The 15,218-nt window shown below is 47.5% G+C and carries 19 protein-coding genes; 5 read left to right on the top strand and 14 right to left on the bottom strand.

What is annotated here, in order from left to right; genetic code table 11:
- Positions 1–333 precede the first annotated feature (333 nt).
- Entirely contained in the window at positions 334–1,653 is a 1,320-nt protein-coding gene (locus M3202_RS09930) for a sensor histidine kinase (RefSeq protein ID WP_251223188.1), read from the bottom strand.
- The gene (locus M3202_RS09935) at positions 1,631–2,335 is read right to left on the bottom strand and encodes a response regulator transcription factor (protein ID WP_251223189.1); all 705 of its coding nucleotides are present in this window, start codon (positions 2,333–2,335) and stop codon (positions 1,631–1,633) included. Before M3202_RS09935 ends, M3202_RS09930 begins: the two co-directional genes overlap by 23 nt.
- A gap of 167 nt (positions 2,336–2,502) precedes the next feature.
- Between M3202_RS09935 and M3202_RS09940 the strand changes: the two genes are divergently transcribed.
- The 3 genes from M3202_RS09940 to M3202_RS09950 are packed head-to-tail and all read left to right on the top strand — an operon-like array spanning position 2,503 to position 4,559.
- Entirely contained in the window at positions 2,503–3,495 is a 993-nt protein-coding gene (locus M3202_RS09940; protein WP_251223190.1) for a DJ-1/PfpI family protein, read from the top strand.
- 13 nt (positions 3,496–3,508) lie between these two features.
- On the top strand, positions 3,509–3,925 hold the full coding sequence (locus M3202_RS09945; protein WP_251223191.1) for a hypothetical protein: 417 nt from the start codon (positions 3,509–3,511) through the stop codon (positions 3,923–3,925).
- A gap of 58 nt (positions 3,926–3,983) precedes the next feature.
- Positions 3,984–4,559, top strand: a complete 576-nt coding sequence (locus tag M3202_RS09950; RefSeq protein WP_251223275.1) for a DUF2306 domain-containing protein — start codon at positions 3,984–3,986, stop codon at positions 4,557–4,559.
- Positions 4,560–4,672: 113 nt separating this feature from the next.
- On the opposite strand, the gene M3202_RS09955 is transcribed toward M3202_RS09950, so the two are convergent.
- Positions 4,673–5,146: a DMP19 family protein gene (locus M3202_RS09955; RefSeq protein ID WP_251223192.1), complete on the bottom strand. Its 474-nt coding sequence runs from the start codon at positions 5,144–5,146 to the stop codon at positions 4,673–4,675.
- Between the two features lie 188 nt (positions 5,147–5,334).
- On the opposite strand from M3202_RS09955, the gene M3202_RS09960 reads away from it, so the two are divergent.
- Entirely contained in the window at positions 5,335–5,934 is a 600-nt protein-coding gene (locus tag M3202_RS09960; RefSeq protein WP_251223193.1) for a Uma2 family endonuclease, read from the top strand.
- A 92-nt stretch (positions 5,935–6,026) separates the two neighbouring features.
- Here the strand turns inward: M3202_RS09960 and M3202_RS09965 are convergent, their stop codons facing one another.
- Both M3202_RS09965 and M3202_RS09970 read right to left on the bottom strand, forming a co-directional pair.
- Positions 6,027–6,230, bottom strand: a complete 204-nt coding sequence (locus M3202_RS09965) for a 2-hydroxymuconate tautomerase family protein (RefSeq protein WP_251223194.1) — start codon at positions 6,228–6,230, stop codon at positions 6,027–6,029.
- Positions 6,211–7,416 carry a YbfB/YjiJ family MFS transporter gene (locus M3202_RS09970; protein WP_251223195.1) on the bottom strand — a complete coding sequence of 402 codons (1,206 nt, stop codon included), beginning with the start codon at positions 7,414–7,416 and terminating at the stop codon, positions 6,211–6,213. Before M3202_RS09970 ends, M3202_RS09965 begins: the two co-directional genes overlap by 20 nt.
- A 113-nt stretch (positions 7,417–7,529) precedes the next feature.
- On the opposite strand from M3202_RS09970, the gene M3202_RS09975 reads away from it, so the two are divergent.
- A complete protein-coding gene (locus M3202_RS09975; RefSeq protein ID WP_251223276.1) occupies positions 7,530–8,393 on the top strand; it encodes a LysR family transcriptional regulator in 864 nt (287 codons plus the stop codon).
- A 77-nt stretch (positions 8,394–8,470) separates the two neighbouring features.
- On the opposite strand, the gene fosM is transcribed toward M3202_RS09975, so the two are convergent.
- From fosM to M3202_RS10020, 9 genes are all read right to left on the bottom strand, one after another.
- Entirely contained in the window at positions 8,471–8,893 is a 423-nt protein-coding gene (gene fosM, locus M3202_RS09980) for a FosM family fosfomycin resistance protein (protein WP_251223196.1), read from the bottom strand.
- A 4-nt stretch (positions 8,894–8,897) separates the two neighbouring features.
- The gene (locus M3202_RS09985; RefSeq protein ID WP_251223197.1) at positions 8,898–9,866 is read right to left on the bottom strand and encodes an arsenic resistance protein; all 969 of its coding nucleotides are present in this window, start codon (positions 9,864–9,866) and stop codon (positions 8,898–8,900) included.
- A gap of 32 nt (positions 9,867–9,898) precedes the next feature.
- Positions 9,899–10,078, bottom strand: coding sequence for a hypothetical protein (locus M3202_RS09990; protein WP_251223198.1), 180 nt, complete (start codon positions 10,076–10,078; stop codon positions 9,899–9,901).
- A gap of 42 nt (positions 10,079–10,120) precedes the next feature.
- Entirely contained in the window at positions 10,121–10,459 is a 339-nt protein-coding gene (locus M3202_RS09995) for a hypothetical protein (RefSeq protein ID WP_251223199.1), read from the bottom strand.
- Positions 10,460–10,660: 201 nt separating this feature from the next.
- Positions 10,661–11,335: a DUF1129 family protein gene (locus M3202_RS10000; protein WP_251223200.1), complete on the bottom strand. Its 675-nt coding sequence runs from the start codon at positions 11,333–11,335 to the stop codon at positions 10,661–10,663.
- Positions 11,332–11,661, bottom strand: a complete 330-nt coding sequence (locus M3202_RS10005; protein WP_251223201.1) for a PadR family transcriptional regulator — start codon at positions 11,659–11,661, stop codon at positions 11,332–11,334. Before M3202_RS10005 ends, M3202_RS10000 begins: the two co-directional genes overlap by 4 nt.
- 234 nt (positions 11,662–11,895) lie before the next feature.
- Entirely contained in the window at positions 11,896–12,459 is a 564-nt protein-coding gene (locus M3202_RS10010) for a hypothetical protein (RefSeq protein ID WP_251223202.1), read from the bottom strand.
- 156 nt (positions 12,460–12,615) lie between these two features.
- On the bottom strand, positions 12,616–13,764 hold the full coding sequence (locus tag M3202_RS10015; protein WP_251223203.1) for an FAD-dependent monooxygenase: 1,149 nt from the start codon (positions 13,762–13,764) through the stop codon (positions 12,616–12,618).
- A 695-nt stretch (positions 13,765–14,459) separates the two neighbouring features.
- Entirely contained in the window at positions 14,460–15,050 is a 591-nt protein-coding gene (locus M3202_RS10020) for a YdeI/OmpD-associated family protein (RefSeq protein ID WP_251223204.1), read from the bottom strand.
- Positions 15,051–15,218: the final 168 nt, after the last annotated feature.

Consider the following 15,218-nt stretch of genomic DNA (forward strand, 5'->3'; position numbering starts at 1 on the left):
GCCGGTTATAGAAGCGGGAGAACCTAATTTTCTATTAGCTGCCACACCCTCCATCATATTGCGGAAATGTATACTCCTTATACAGTTTGCCACCTCCCAATTCACCTGTAACCGTTTCGTAGATTCTAACTAAGGAGCCTTTGTAGCAGTGCGCGAAGTCTGCGCCTGGTTTTAAAGTTCCCTACCGAAAGGGGTTCTCGGTATGGAACTTGCGCAGAACGAAGCCACTGCCACCTTCTTCATCTCAGCGGCGGCTTCGACCAGGTACTCATTCATATCGATACAAAAATCGTCATGCTTGCACACTACGTCACCGCATAATAATCCTCTCTCCTATTCAGAAGCGGCAGGAATACGGCCGCTCAGCACTGCTCCTCCATCGGGATGATTAGCAGCGTGCAGCTCGCCGCCGTGTTGCTCCATGATTCTCCGCGCAATCGTTAATCCTAATCCAACTCCGCCTGTCGCCCGGTTACGCGATTCCTCGCCGCGGTACAATGGTGCAAAAACATGCTGAAGCTCTTCAGCGGTGAAGCCCATGCCTTCATCACGGAACGTAAAGCTGACATTTCCAGCTATCTGTTCATATTCGATAACAATTTTACCATTTTGAGGGGAATGCAGCACTGCATTATCCAACATATTCGTGAGCGCTCGTTCCAGTAAATGCGCGTCTCCTAGAACAGAGCATGATGCCTCAGCCTCTTTTACTAAAATAGATACATCCCGTTGCCGCGCCTGCGGTGTGATCGTATCGACCGCTTGCTTGCACACCTGGCCGAAGTCCACAAGCTTTCGTTGAAGCGGGCTTTCCCTATAATCCGTCTTCGTAAACGTAAACAGCTCTTCCACGAGATGGTCAAGCTGAGCCGACTTTTCCTTGCAGACCGCAACATATTTTGAGATTTGCTCCGGCGACCGGGCGACTCCCTGCTCCAGTCCATCTAAATAGCCGCGCAGGGCGAATAAAGGAGTGCGCAGATCATGGGCGACCGCTGCAATGACAAAGCGGCGCTCTTCTTCAAGCTCAATCTGTTTCCGGAACGACTCCGTAAGTCCTCTCACCATCACTTGAAACCCGTCGCGAACATCGGCGATTTCCTTCATTCTCGATGAAGGCAGCTCCACCTCAAAATCCCCATCCGCCAGTCGGCGCGCGTTAAAGCTTAATTGCTCGAGCGGTGTGATGATCCAGCGCCTCATCGCCAGACCAACGAGAAACAGCGCCAGAAGAAATCCGGCAAACGCCGCGATCAGCTGAATCGCCCGGGAATTTTGCTGATAAACGACGACACGGGCTGTGACGTTTCCATCTTCGACAAGCGAAAATTGTTCACTTATTGTAAAGCGCCTCTCACCCGCAGCATTTGATTGAAAAATCACCTCACCCGCAGCTGAAACGATCTCCGCCTCAACATCCTGCTCTTGCAAGTAAGCGGAAAATTGCATTTGCCAGGCTTGATCTGTCCAGTTTTTCATATTAGCTTCAATCAGCCGCGCTGTCTGTTTAAGATTGGCTTGCTGAGAGTCCGTCGGATCAAAGCTGAAAGTCTTTGTGTTGATGACATGAGCAGTCACTAAGAACACCCACGGAACAAGAGAAATAAAAAATAAGCTGAGCAAGGTAAATTTACGAATCCGAATCGTTTTCATCTCGTTCTCCTATAAAGCGATAGCCAATCCCCCAAACATTGACGATATATTGCGGCTCATTTGGCTCCGCTTCAATTTTTTCGCGCAGTCTGCTGAGATGGACGCGCACGGTATGTTTATCGCCAACTCCGGCCCAAAACTTCTCAAGCAGCTGCTCATATGTAAACACCTGCTTAGGATGCTCGGCCAGCAGCTTTAATAGTTCGTATTCCTTCGGAGTGAGCGAGACCTGTCTGCCATCGATCTTTACTTCTCGCGTCGATACATTTAAGCTAAGCCCGCCATAATGCAGTACCATGCTTTTTCGGCCCTTCTGGCTGGACACACGGCGCAAAACAGCTTTCACCCGGGCTACGATCTCCCCTGGCGAAGCTGTTTTGACGATATAATCATCGCCTCCGAGAGCGAGACCGCGAATTTTATCAACATCGTCGCTGCGGGCACTTAGAAACAAAATCGGCACGTCGCTTTTTTGACGAATATGACGACATAATTCGAAGCCGTCCGGTCCCGGCATCATAATATCAACGATCATACAGTCGATCGTGCTTTCAGCAAACAGCACCAGCGCTTGTCCGGTGTCATAGGCTGTTTTCACTTCAAATCCGTCATTTCGTAAAAAATCCCGTAACAGTTCAACAATACTTTGATCATCGTCGACGATTAACACCGTATGCTTCATCGATCCCCACCCCTTTCAACCACAACCAGTTTACCATTTTTCCCGCAGGCAACAAACAAACGTGACAAGTTGTGATCCTTTTGTGATGCTTTTGCTCCTTATTTTGAGACAGATGATTGCTATTCTCATTTTGTATAAAGCTAACTTTCAAAACGGAGGTCCCCACCATGCATATTCAGATTGTCCTGTTTGATGGCTTTGATGTATTGGACGTCATCGCCCCATATGAAGTATTCACAGCGGCCGCGGCCTGCTGCGACCAAGAAGTCACGGTCGAGCTCGTCTCGGCCGAAGGAGCGCGGCTTGTACGCAGTGGCGTTAACCAGCTGCCTCTTCAGGCGAACGCCGGACTCGATCCAACGCGTGACGGCCTGATCCTCGTTCCAGGGGCGGCCGGAGCGGTTGATGACGGCCCGGACTCGATCCCGCACAAATTACAGCAGGCCGCCAATACAGAATTAGGTCCTCTTCTTAAAGAGGCGGCGGGAAAGCCTGATCTTCTGCTCGCGACAGTGTGCGGCGGCTCGCTTATTTTAGCGATGGACGGATTAGTAGCGGGACGTCATGCCGTCACCCACCATCTCGGAATGGAGCTATTAAAAGCGATGGACGCCATTCCTGTTCACGCCCGCGTCGTCGATGATGGCGATCTTGTCAGCGGCGGCGGTATCACGTCGGGACTGGATGTCGCTCTATATTTGGTCGAACGGGAGCTTGGGCCGCGAATTGCCCACGCTGTTGAACAGCTGTTTGCCTATGAGCGCCGAGGAACGGTCTGGAGTAACAGCGGCAGCGCCCCGCTAGAGACAGAGCCGCAAGCGGAAGATGAATTCCCCGCTCTACCTAAAGCGGATGCCAGTCCAACCATTGAGGGAGATTGGGAGGCGACAATCGCTACCCCAATAGGAAAGCAGCACGTTTTATTCAGCTTCACCAACAAGGATGGCCGGCTCACCGGGACAGCGACACAAGGAGAGGAAACCGTCCGCTTAGAACAGCTCACCTTTAAAGGAAACGAGGGCACGTGGTCGATGAATGTCACTAAACCAATGCGGCTTTCGCTTAAGTTCCGCGTAGTGATCGATAATAACCAGCTCCATGGAGAGGCAAAAGCCGGTCTGCTTCCAGCATCGAGATTAACAGGCAGACGGATTTCCTAGCGAGGTAACGACTATGTATTCTTTACTTGTTTTCGTTCATGTCGCCAGTGCCTTGTTTCTCGGCAGCTTCCTTTCGCTGCCCTTCGTCGTTCACACGGTTACCCGCCGGACAGGCAAGGAGCGAAAGGCAGCCCTGCAAACGATTATTAGCTTCACCCGGGCCGGTCATTATGCCTTGCTTTCTTTATTCGTGACAGGAGGCTGGCTTGTTGTCCACTATTCTGCCCACCCTTCCATGCTCTGGGTCGGCCTGTCTGTATCCTTGCTCATCCTGGCAGCCGGATTGATCGGGATGATGACAAAACAATTGAAGCAGATAAGCACTGAAGATCGGCCGCATCTCGCAAAAATAAAAGCGTACAGCTGGCTGACAGCGTTAATGATTATTGCTTCTTTGTTCATCATGACGAACCGTCAGCTGTTTTCTTAGAAAGGAGACCTCATTTATAAAAAAAATGATAATAATCGCGCTCGGTTCCTTCTCTTTGATGTGGGTGCTGCATACCTTCTCAAAAAACTTCATCGTTGATCCAAGCCTGAACTCTTTTCTTTCCCGCAAGGATCAACTGCTTACAAATGAAGCGCTTTGGCTGCTGATGGTCCGGCTTCACATTGCTCTTGCCATCCTCTCTCTGATAACCGGCCCCCTCGGCGCGATTAAGGCGCTTCGGCAAAAGTCGTTGAGCTTTCACCGCTGGAATGGCCGAATTTATGTGCTGTCGATTTTGTTGAATTTCATTCCCGGTGTCTACGTCTCCTTTTTTGCCACAGGAGGCTGGATCAGCACCATCGGGTTTCTCATATTAAATACACTGTGGCTCGTCACCACATTTCTCGGCTATTTCTATGCAAGGAAACGACAGATCGCTCTGCACAGCCGCTGGATAACAAGGAGCTTCCTGCTTTCCTTCGCCAACATGACGATTTATATCATTGTCGCCATTAGTCATCATGCAGTCGGTTTTTCCTACGGGGCATCCTACACGATCGCCGTCTGGCTCTGCTGGATCATCAACCTGCTGCTGGCCGAATGGATCATTCACGGGAAAATGCTCACAGCTTAGGTGCTGTATTTTCAGACTTTGGCCAGGCAGGCAAAGGATCTCTTGCGTGAGAGCTGTTTTAACTACCGGACAGTTCAAAGAGCAGGGAAAGTTGCCCCCTGCTCTTTGAAACCTTACTTCTCCACGACATCAATGAAGTCGTGGTAATGTTCTATAAAGTAACCTTCCAGCATCTGCTCCAGCTTCCCGCCAAGTCGGCCATATTCCTCATCGGCTTTTTCAATTAGCCTGTAAAACGGATCTTCTTCGCTTTCATCATGTTCGAGCGCTTGATACAAGCTCCATAATTTTTGCCCATATGCTTTTTCAATTCGCGCACAGTCATGAGCGCCAATCTTCTCAAGTGCGGCTATCAGCTCCTGAAAATAATGCTCACTTCCTACCGCTTCAATCATATCCTCTGCCGCTGAAAGGAAGCCTTCATGGCCGCCGCTTTCCATCCCGGAGTAGTAGTGAAACAGATTGAACGCATCATTGACTGCCTCACTTTCTGTCGGATACTCATATTCCACAAGCGCTGCAATCACCGCGTTCCAGATTTCTTCAGGCTGCCTTACTTCCTTTTTGTTTACTTTCGGCTTCTTCATCCACTCACGCTCCTGTTCTTGATGAATCCTGCTTCCATCATACCTCACGCAAGCCAACTATCGCACGAAAATACCGGTAATCCGCTTTTCATCCGGTTTAGCATTATTATATAATGACAGCAACTGGAGTACTTTCATCAGAATAGCTTCGCGGGGCAAATGATCGAAAAATAAGGAGGACTAAGGAGATGACAAAGAAAAAACCTCAGCCGGTGCGTATTAAAGAAAACAATTGGACAATTGACGAGTATTACCGCTTGCCTGAAGATGGAAACCAGTATGAAATCATTAATGGTGTCCTGGAAATGAAGCCTTCTCCAAGCACGACCCATCAGCGTATCAGTCACAAGCTTGAGCGAACACTGACAGACTCATGCGAATCAGAGTACATTATCTTCGATGCCCCAATAGACGTCGTTCTCTCTGAAAAAGAGACAAGGCAGCCGGACATTTTACTGATCCACAGAAGTCGTGAACATATTATTGAAGAACATGCTATCGTCGGACCGCCCGATCTGGTCATTGAAATCATCTCACCGAGCACAGCGAAACAGGACCGGACCGAAAAGCTGGAATCGTATGCAAGCTTCGGCGTAGCTGAATACTGGATTGCCGATCATGCCAACCTGACAATTGAACAATATGGCTTACGTAAAGAAGAAAGTCGCTACCAGCTGCTGAACTTTTTTGCGCAGGACGATACTGTTTTTTCTGAACGAATTGCTTGTGCCTCATTCGTCGTAAAAGACGTGCTGACGATCAAAAAATCGCGCGGCGGCTCTTCTTAGAAGCAGCAGGCGGCGCTCTTCCCTCAGCTACTTTTACAACAGAAAGACAGGCGGGCCGAATCGAACAGCCCGCCCGGATACTCCTTTTTATGCTATTGACCTTTTGCGCGACGAACCGTTACGGTTTCGCCGGCGATCCCCCAATTATCCGTTTCAACTTCATCAATCGTCACAACTGTCGTATTCGGATTTTTTCCTAAAACATCGACGAGCAATTGCGTCGCTCCGCGGATCAGCTCCGCTTTTTTCTCTTGTGTTACATCTTCCTTCGTAATTTTAATGTTTATATATGGCATGCAAATGTCCCCTTTCATTATGAGTAGTTGCCTGATCGTATCGAATTCCGCCGACAAGCAGGAGCGCACCGAGGAAGACAGCGCTCGCAGCTCCGATTAAAGCTGAATGATAACTCCCCGTGTATGAGGAAAGGATGCCGGCAAGTGTCGGACCGATCATCTGGCCTCCGGCATAAACTGCCGTTAAATAGCCAATGACGCGATTGCTGTTTGTCGGACTTATTTGCCTCGCTAATGTCGTTGCCAATGTCGTAATGCCGATAAACGTCGCGCCAAACAGGCAGGCGCTGATGAGTAGACTGACTTGCGACAAGGAAAAGACAGGCAGGGCAATTCCCACGGATTGGAGAACCATCGCCATCATCAATGCCTTGCTATAGCCCGTTTTTTTCGCGAGCATCGACCAGATGATGCAGGATGGCACCGCCGCTAAACCGACAACCGTCCAGACAATTGTCGCGTCACCATTAAAGGCCGGCGTATTGGCGGCAATCGCGACAATGAACGTTCCTGTTACGATATAGCCGAGTCCTTCCAACCCATAGGAGGCAATTAACCATGGCAGCCACTTACGGGGTGGCGCGGGCGCGGCGCTGATTTGCTGTTCCCTTTTCGTCGCGGGGCCCGGTGAATCTTTGAGCCACAGCCAAATGAAAAGCGCGAGAAGAACGCTGACAGCCGCCAGTCCAATCCAGACTCCCTGCCAATCAAACAGATGATGCAAGCCGGGAATAAATAAGGTAGAGAAAAAGATTCCAAGCCCGACTCCTGAATAGAACAGACCCGACCAGCTCGTTCTCCCCGTTGCTGCCAGCTTATCGAGCACGATGCTTGAAGCAAGCACAAAAATAAACGCGCTCGCCACTCCGGAAGCAAGCCGTAGCAGCAGCATCAGAAAATAGGAAGTGGTCAGCCCCATACTGAGCGTCGTCACAATGCTGACAACCAGGCCGGACCTGACATAGAAGGTTTTTCTTTTAGCCAAAGGAAGCACTCCTGCTAAACAGGCTCCGATTAAATAGCCGGCGTAATTGCTTGAAGCAAGATAGCCGGCGTCTGCATCCGTAAAGAAAAGCGCCTGTTGCATCAAGGGAAGAAGCGGGGTATAAGCAAATCTCCCAATTCCCATCGCAACAATTAAGGCAAAAATGCCTCCTGTCAAAAGAAGCAAAGGGTGCTTCGTCACTCTTTCACCTCCGTTCTTTTTTATCTTACCTGTTTTCTGCTATATGGTATAATACGTAAAATAGATATTCCGATATCTGTATTTTATATATCAATAGGAAAGGTGGGATTCCAATCGATTTTCAGGCATTACGATTTTTTCAGGCTGTTGCCAGATTAGGCAGTATTTCCAGGGCGGCAAATGAGCTCAACTACGCACAATCAAATCTCACCGCCAAAATCCGCCAATTGGAAGCGACCTTGCAAACGACGCTTTTTTATCGCCATAACCGCGGTACGACCTTAACAGAAAAAGGAAAATTACTCCTTTCCTATACGGATGAACTGTTTCAGCTTTTAGAAGAAATGGAAAGCGTCATGAGGGATGATCAAACGCCACAAGGCTCTTTAACGATCGGTTCGATGGAAACGACGGCCGCGGTCCGCTTGCCAGCGTTGCTTTCAACCTTTCACCGCCAGCATCCTGCTGTTGATCTGACCTTAAAAACCGGACCGACCGAACAGAGCATTCAAGACGTGCTTCACTATGAGCTTGACGGCGCATTTGTTGCCGGGCCCGTCGAGCATCCCGATCTCGCCTGCGAAACGGTGATTGAAGAGGAGCTTGTGCTTCTCACCGATACGCACCATCAGCCTCTCTCTTCTTTACGAGATATCGAAAACCGAACCATTCTCGTCTTTCGCAACGGCTGTTCATACCGGGCCCGCTTCGAGGACTGGCTGCGCTATGAAGGGGTGATTCCGGAAAAGATGATGGAGCTTGGCACACTCGACGGGATTATTGGCTGCGTCTCAGCCGGGCTCGGGGTCAGCCTGCTTCCGCGCAGCGTCGTCGAAAAGCACAGCGAAGCAACTCAATTGGTGCTGCACCCTATTCCACGACAATTCGGCAAGGTCAACACGCTCTTCATTTACCGCAAAGATCAGCATCTGTCCGCTTCCTTGCGCGAATTTATGAACCTCTCTCTCATGCTCTAAGTTGGGGATAGAAATCCAGGCTGCTAAAAAGTGAAGGTTCACTTTTTTAGCAGCCTGGATTTTGTCCTACATCGTATTCAATCAAAAAATTCCATATGCGGTTTATCCTGTTTGTAGTAATCAAGGCGATCCTGTAACGTCCCTGTATGAAATTCAAATTTATGACCATCCGGATCGGTGAAATATAGCGAGCGCTTGTCTCTTTCATCCCGCAGGCGCCCCGGCAAAATCGTCACATTGAGCTTTACCAGCTTTTTATATAAAGAATCAATCTCTGCTTCATCGACTGTAAAAGCAATATGGGTGTATGATTCGTTTATATCATTGCGCGGAATATCCTTTTCAACATTTAAAGCAAGCCACATCCCGTTCAAATCAAAATAGGCGGTGCTTCTCCCCTTGACCAGTAATTTCGCCTCAAAGACATTTTTATAAAACTCAATCGACTTTTCTAAATCAGACACAGAAAACAAAAGATGATTGATTCCTTTGATCGACATCCTCTCACCTCAGAAAATCATTTTCTACTTCGTTTTTCCTTCGCGATAACAAAAGCTGCGCCACGAAAGCGAGAACGGGCAACTCGAGCAACGGCCCAATTACGAGCGTTAAGGCGATTAACGGTTCATCGGGAAACGCCGTCATCGCAATCGCCAGTGCAATTGGGGAATTTCTCGCTAATGTTGTTAGGCTTAAGCTTGTCCGGTCTTTATAGGAGAACTTCATCAGCTGACCGACCTTTTGACTAATGATGAAGTTTACGAGAAAGAAGCAGAAAAGCGGAATGATCATGTACCATAAGACATCGAGATTCGCCAGCAGCACCCTTCCCTGCGAAGCAAACATCGCCGCAATCGCCAGGCAGAGAAACACGATTGGCAGCGTGCTGACCCTTGCTAACAGCTGATCTGCCAGTTGACGCTTCTGCCTTAGAAAAGCTTTTGTGCATAACGCTAAAACAAATGGAATGACTAACACGATAGCGACACTTTCGACGAAAAGCGAAAGCTCAATGACACCGGTCGCGCCTCCGAACACGAGCAAATAGACCGGCAGCAAAATAACCTGCACAATTAAATTTAAAGGAAGGATCGCTGTCGAAAGCGCCACATTTCCCTTCGCGATTCCGGTAAAAATTAAGTACCAGTCCGTGCACGGCGTCACCATCAGCATCATAAAGCCGATAAAGATCGCCGGGTGATCAGCCAGAAATACGAACGCCAAAGCGGCGGCGAACAGCGGTGTCCATACAAAATTAATCAGTAATGCCGTTATAGTAAACGTGACGTTTTTACCTGATTTCGTGATATCCCTGAACGGAATTTGCAAGAAAGTCACATAGAGCATCACTACCAGCAACGGCATAATTACCAGCTCGGCATGAGCGCTGATCGATTCGAATTGGCCGAGGCTCAATCCAATGAGGACCGCCGCCAAAATTAGCACCGAGTACCACTTTTCAATGAGGCTCATCCGGCCATCTCTCTCCTTTCATGCTGTTCAGTTTAAATTGCGCAGAGCCTTGATGGCGGCGCGCCTCCTGCAACCGGCGTTTCTGCTACAGGATCAGCTACATCCCCTGTTACTTCCTTAGATATTGCCAGACTGATAGGCGCCTGCCCGGTCACTTCCTGATGCGCCACATCAGCGTAAACCCTCGCTTCAGCCGTTTGATGACACAACACTTCACTAAGGTCTCGGGCAATCCTGGAAAGAGCAGATGAGCGTTAAAAAATAAGTGCTAGAATGATCGTAATGATGAGATTGTTTGCCGCGGCAAACAGCAAAATGGATCTTGCGGCGCTTTTCGGTTCTTTGTGCCGTGCCGCCATTCGCTGATGCAAATGTTCATCAGGCGGCACGTAAGCTGTATACGTCGGCTCTGCACCCCTGCTCCCATGGTACAACGCCCGATGAAACGGAACAGCTGACAAGAAAAAAATAACCGCTGCGATAAACCCGGCCATTTGCACAAGCCCGGCCTGACCTGCTGTAACCACCGCCAAAAGAATAAGGAAGACATAGGAACCGGCTGAAAGCAGCAAGGAATACAGAAACGACTTCATCATACCCCCCATTTCGACTCTCTTTCTTGAAGCTTACCGCATTATCCGCTTGAATTCCACAGCTTTCCTGCTCATTCATCGACTCCCGGTTCCCGGCAATCGTTACAGGTTAAATACCGATTTCCTGCATGTTTTCTAGGATGATCCTGATTCTTTGCTTCATATCGACTCTGGTTAGATTTCCTCATTATTTTGATTTCATCACTTCTTCCCCACCCATTTCCCAGCTCCGTATAAGACAACTCCAATCGGGATTAGCCAGTAAACAGGAAATTCGAAAGGAACACCAAACGAAGGCATAAGATAAAGGCCGGCTATCACAATCCCCGATGCTCCTCCACCGAGCAAAAATAAGAGGATAAATTCTTTTTTTCTATTTATCGACCGAAAAGCAGACCAGCGGATATACCTTAATGCCCCTTCAACCAAAAGATAGGCGACGAGAATCGAACCAGCCACCCTGACGGCCAAGCTCCCTAAATAAAATTGATAAATCGTGTCCCCCATATCGAAGCCGTAACTGAGGATGGTCGCCAACAGCCCTGTAGAAAAAGAGAAAACGCCTAAAAAGATCAAGCCCATCATGGAAAGTATCTTTACGATCTCTTTCGGCATCGCTGTTGGCAGCTCGCCGACAATTTCCTCGGCGTATGCCTTTGGATCATCTCCAAATACTTCTTCGGCTGTCCGTCCTTCTTCCTGTGCTTCAAGGAGGTGGTCGAGCACTTCCATTAAGATTTCTTCCGTTTCCTGCTCCGATTTATTAAATGACGTTCGGATATATAGCAACAGTCCCTCATAATAATTTTCATTTTCCTTGTGTAACAGTTCGCGCTTTCGATTGTTCTCTTCGATCAGCTCTTTTACCCGCATCATTCTTCGTCTCCTTTTCCCAGCAGTTTATCGACGGGGCCTTTTAATTGCCCCCAATGCCTTTTAAAGTCCTGCAGCGCTTCCTCGCCTTTTTCCGTCAATGTGTAATATTTACGGTTTGGTCCGCTCGGTGATTTCTTCATTTCTCCGACAATTAGCTTTTCCTTCTGAAGCCGGAGTAAAATAGGATAAATCGAGCCTTCACTTACTTCGATACGCAAGGCATGAAGCTTCATCGTAAGCTCATAGCCATATATCGTTTCCTTTGAAATCACAGCGAGAATACATCCTTCGAGAATCCCTTTTAACAATTGGCTTCGTACCGACAAGCCCTTCACCTACCTTGCATTGCAATATAGTGACGCAAAGAGAAAGGACATACGTCCCTCTCAAGTATCTTGTATAACAATATAGTCAGTCTTTGAAAAGCTACCTTGCATTGCAAAATAGCTTATCTTTACTCTATCAAATTAGGTTTCTTTTTTCAAGAATTTTTCGTTTGTAAATTGGAATAAAGATAATCATTCGTCGATAAACACTTTTTTGTCCAGGATTCCAAACGGCTACATCTTTAATTTATCCTTAATCTGCAAAATTTCCTTGTCATGTTGCATGACTTTTTTTGTTACATACCATTCATGATCATGCTGGTATTTATCGATATTCATGGCGTACTCCAGCGTTTTTTCTGTCATTTGCGTGTTGTAATCCAAGGTTTTCTCGATCTTATCCACTTTCTTACTCATTTTTTCTTGTTCGTCTTTTACTTCTTTTATTTCCTCACGCATTGCACTTACATTTTGATCTGTACTCAATTGCTGATCTTTGAATCCTTTCATTTCCTCACGCAGTGCACTTACATTTTGGTCTGAATTCAATTGCTGATCTTTTAACCCTTTCATTTCCTCACGCATTGCACTTACATTTTGGTCTGAATTCAATTGCTGATCTTTTAACCCTTTTATTTCTTCCCAAACTGCGCTTATACTTTGGCCTGTACTCAATTGTTGCTCTTTGAACCCTTTCATTTCTTTCCATATCGCGCTTATATTTTGGTCTGTACTTACTTGTTGCTCTTTTAACTCATTTACTGCAGTGAGAATTTGCTTTAGCAGTTCATCACTCACTTCGTTCATTCCTTTCATATTTTTATCATTCAGTTCTTCAAATCAATTCTTTTTTCTTCCTGTTTATACTTATAAACTCAATGATGATGTCCTGGTTTCGGGCAAACACAAAGCCTAATTAGTTATCTTAATTGTATCACGAATAGCCTATTTTCGTTATTCAAAATCAACATCATACAAAAACTGAAACCGTTTATGAAGCAGTCTCGGGGGCGTTATCGTAAAAACGGCATCGCGCAGCTTCACGAGGAAACGATTTTCCGCTTGGGCAGCCGCTCCAATTTGGCGTGACATCGTAATAATTTTCGCTGTACGTTTAACGCGCTTTTCATTGTAGAAATGCAGGGCCTGCTCGATCGTCTTCGCTTTGATGAACGCATTTGTGAGAACGATGGCGTCCTCGATTGCTTGGCCTGCTCCCTGGCCCATGTTCGGTGTCGTCGCATGCGCAGCATCTCCTAAAAGCGCAATCCGGTCAAAGGTAAAGGATTTCAACGGACGAATGTCGAGAATGTCATGATGAAGTAATTCGTCATCCGGCGTTTCCCGAATCAAATCGACTGCCGGCTGAGGAAATTTTTGAAACAGCCGGGCGACATCCTTACTTCGAGCGCCTTTAAGCGCCGGGTCCTTTTGTCCGGCATTGATGCAGGCAAACCAATAAATTTGCTCGTTCTTCAACGGAACGATACCGAAGCGGCACGCCCTCCCAATCATTTCAGCGGCGCTATGCTGCTCGATTCTTCCTTTATTCGCGACGACACCGCGCCAGCATGTATAGCCGGCATAGCGTGGAACGGAGCCCGGCACAAGCTTCCGGCGAAAAAAAGAGTGAATGCCATCAGCGGCGATAACAAAATCTGCTTCATCCTTCGAGCCGTCTTCAAATATGACTTCAACTTTGTCTTTGGATTGCTTGAAATCGATGCATCGTTTCTTCAACTGGATGCTTTTTGCAGGAAGCGCCTGCTGCAACATGCGAAGCAGCTCTCCCCGGTGGATCGTAATATTTTTCGCACCAAATCGTTCGTCAATCAAGGAAAAATTTAATTCCGTCATTTTGCGTCCTCGTCCATTCAGAAAGACTTGCTTTTCCAAAACATTGCCGATCTCCAGAATCGTTTCTCCGATACCCGCCTCATCCAAAGCCCGAATCGCATTGGAGCCAATGCCAATCCCTGCCCCGGCCCCTTTAATAGAGGAGGCCTCTTCGTATACGCGTACAGAAAAACCTCTCTTTTCCAACAACAGCGCGGCAGAAAGTCCGCCGATCCCCCCGCCAATTATGATAATCTCCTTTATCATCCGCTCCATCTCCCCGCCACGCTTTTGCCACTATTGTCCTGGAGAATGACAATAAAAGCAATAGCCCGCAACGCTTCTGAGCGAAAGAAGACCGGCACCAAGCATTCATTGGCAATCACGTTTAGCAGAAGTGATAAAATGAAGATAAAGTTCTGATTCTCTATTGATGATGATGGTGTGATTTTAGGCGAAAGAAAAAATAAAGTCGTGAGGATGATCTATCTATGTTTTTGAGCAAATTAAAAAAAGCTATAGGAGGCAAAGAGTTAACATGTTCGAATTGTTCCAGAACGATCAAAACCGGTGACAAATTAGTTGTAAGATTAACCATGCCCCCTGAAGGTAAGAGACGGGTCGGAATTTTAGATAAAGTCATAAGCCATCATGCAGATGACGTTTTATGTGAAGACTGCAATACTTATTTATCCGTAAAAAATTAGTGTCCAAATGAAAAAAGAGCTTAGACTAAAGGGGCACTTTCCCCTCTTGTCTAAGCTCGAAACAGGCGTAGATAGAGCCACCGCTCTGTTTTCCAGCTTTGACTTCTGTCCCGGGCTCTGAAAACAGGCTTATAAATCAATGCTTGAGAAAAAGCCTGCCGACACAGTTTCCGCAAACGGCACTTTGGGGCTGCAGGCTCGCGAAACCCCTCAGCCGGCATCGTTTACCAGGAAAGTGCAAACGCATGTCTCGCTCTACTCATTCAATCCTTTTCCATCAAGAATTTTCTTTACGTATTTCTCAACCCGGGCCACCCGGGTTTTCGCTTGCTTCGCCCCGGTGAAGTAAAGCACGTAGGCTCTTTGCCGTCCTGGCGTCAATGCTTCAAAAGCCGTTTGCAGCTCCGGCAGTTCCGCAAATTTATGCTGTAATTCTTCCGGAAGAGCGAGTTCTTTTTTTTCAGCAGGCACGTTCAAACCGGCTTTCTCCACTTCGACCGCTTCATGAACATATGCTTTTAGAATTGACTCCGCTTCGACGATCTCCCCAAGGCTGGTAAATCGCAGTTGGCGCGCCGCCTGCACATTTTCCGTCATTTGAATCAGCACGCCGTGAGGATCAGGCAGCAACGCTCCTTTGAAAAACATCAACGCGACATACTCTTTAAATGGCTGGATGATGCATATATTTTTTCCTGCTACAGTGTAGCAAGGCTTGCCCCACTTCACTTCCTCTTCGACCGGGCAGGTCAGAACGATCGCTCTCAGCTTTTCCATTTCCGTTTTCCACTTGTCTGCTTTGCGTAAATAATCATCAACCTTTGGATTTCGTTCGCTATTGGCCATCAGGAACACTCCTATTTCCTTTTTCGATCCTTTCCTTTCATCTTACCTAGCGGACATAGCAATGTAAAGAACCCTTAAAGCGTCACAACACACCAGACCTCGGACCATTCGACCGTGAACAGATGTAAAAAACACGTAAATCACTTGTAAAATCCAGTAAAATTTATC

It is taken from the genome of Halalkalibacter oceani (genome assembly GCF_023715605.1).
Lineage (GTDB): Bacteria > Bacillota > Bacilli > Bacillales > Bacillaceae_D > Halalkalibacter > Halalkalibacter oceani.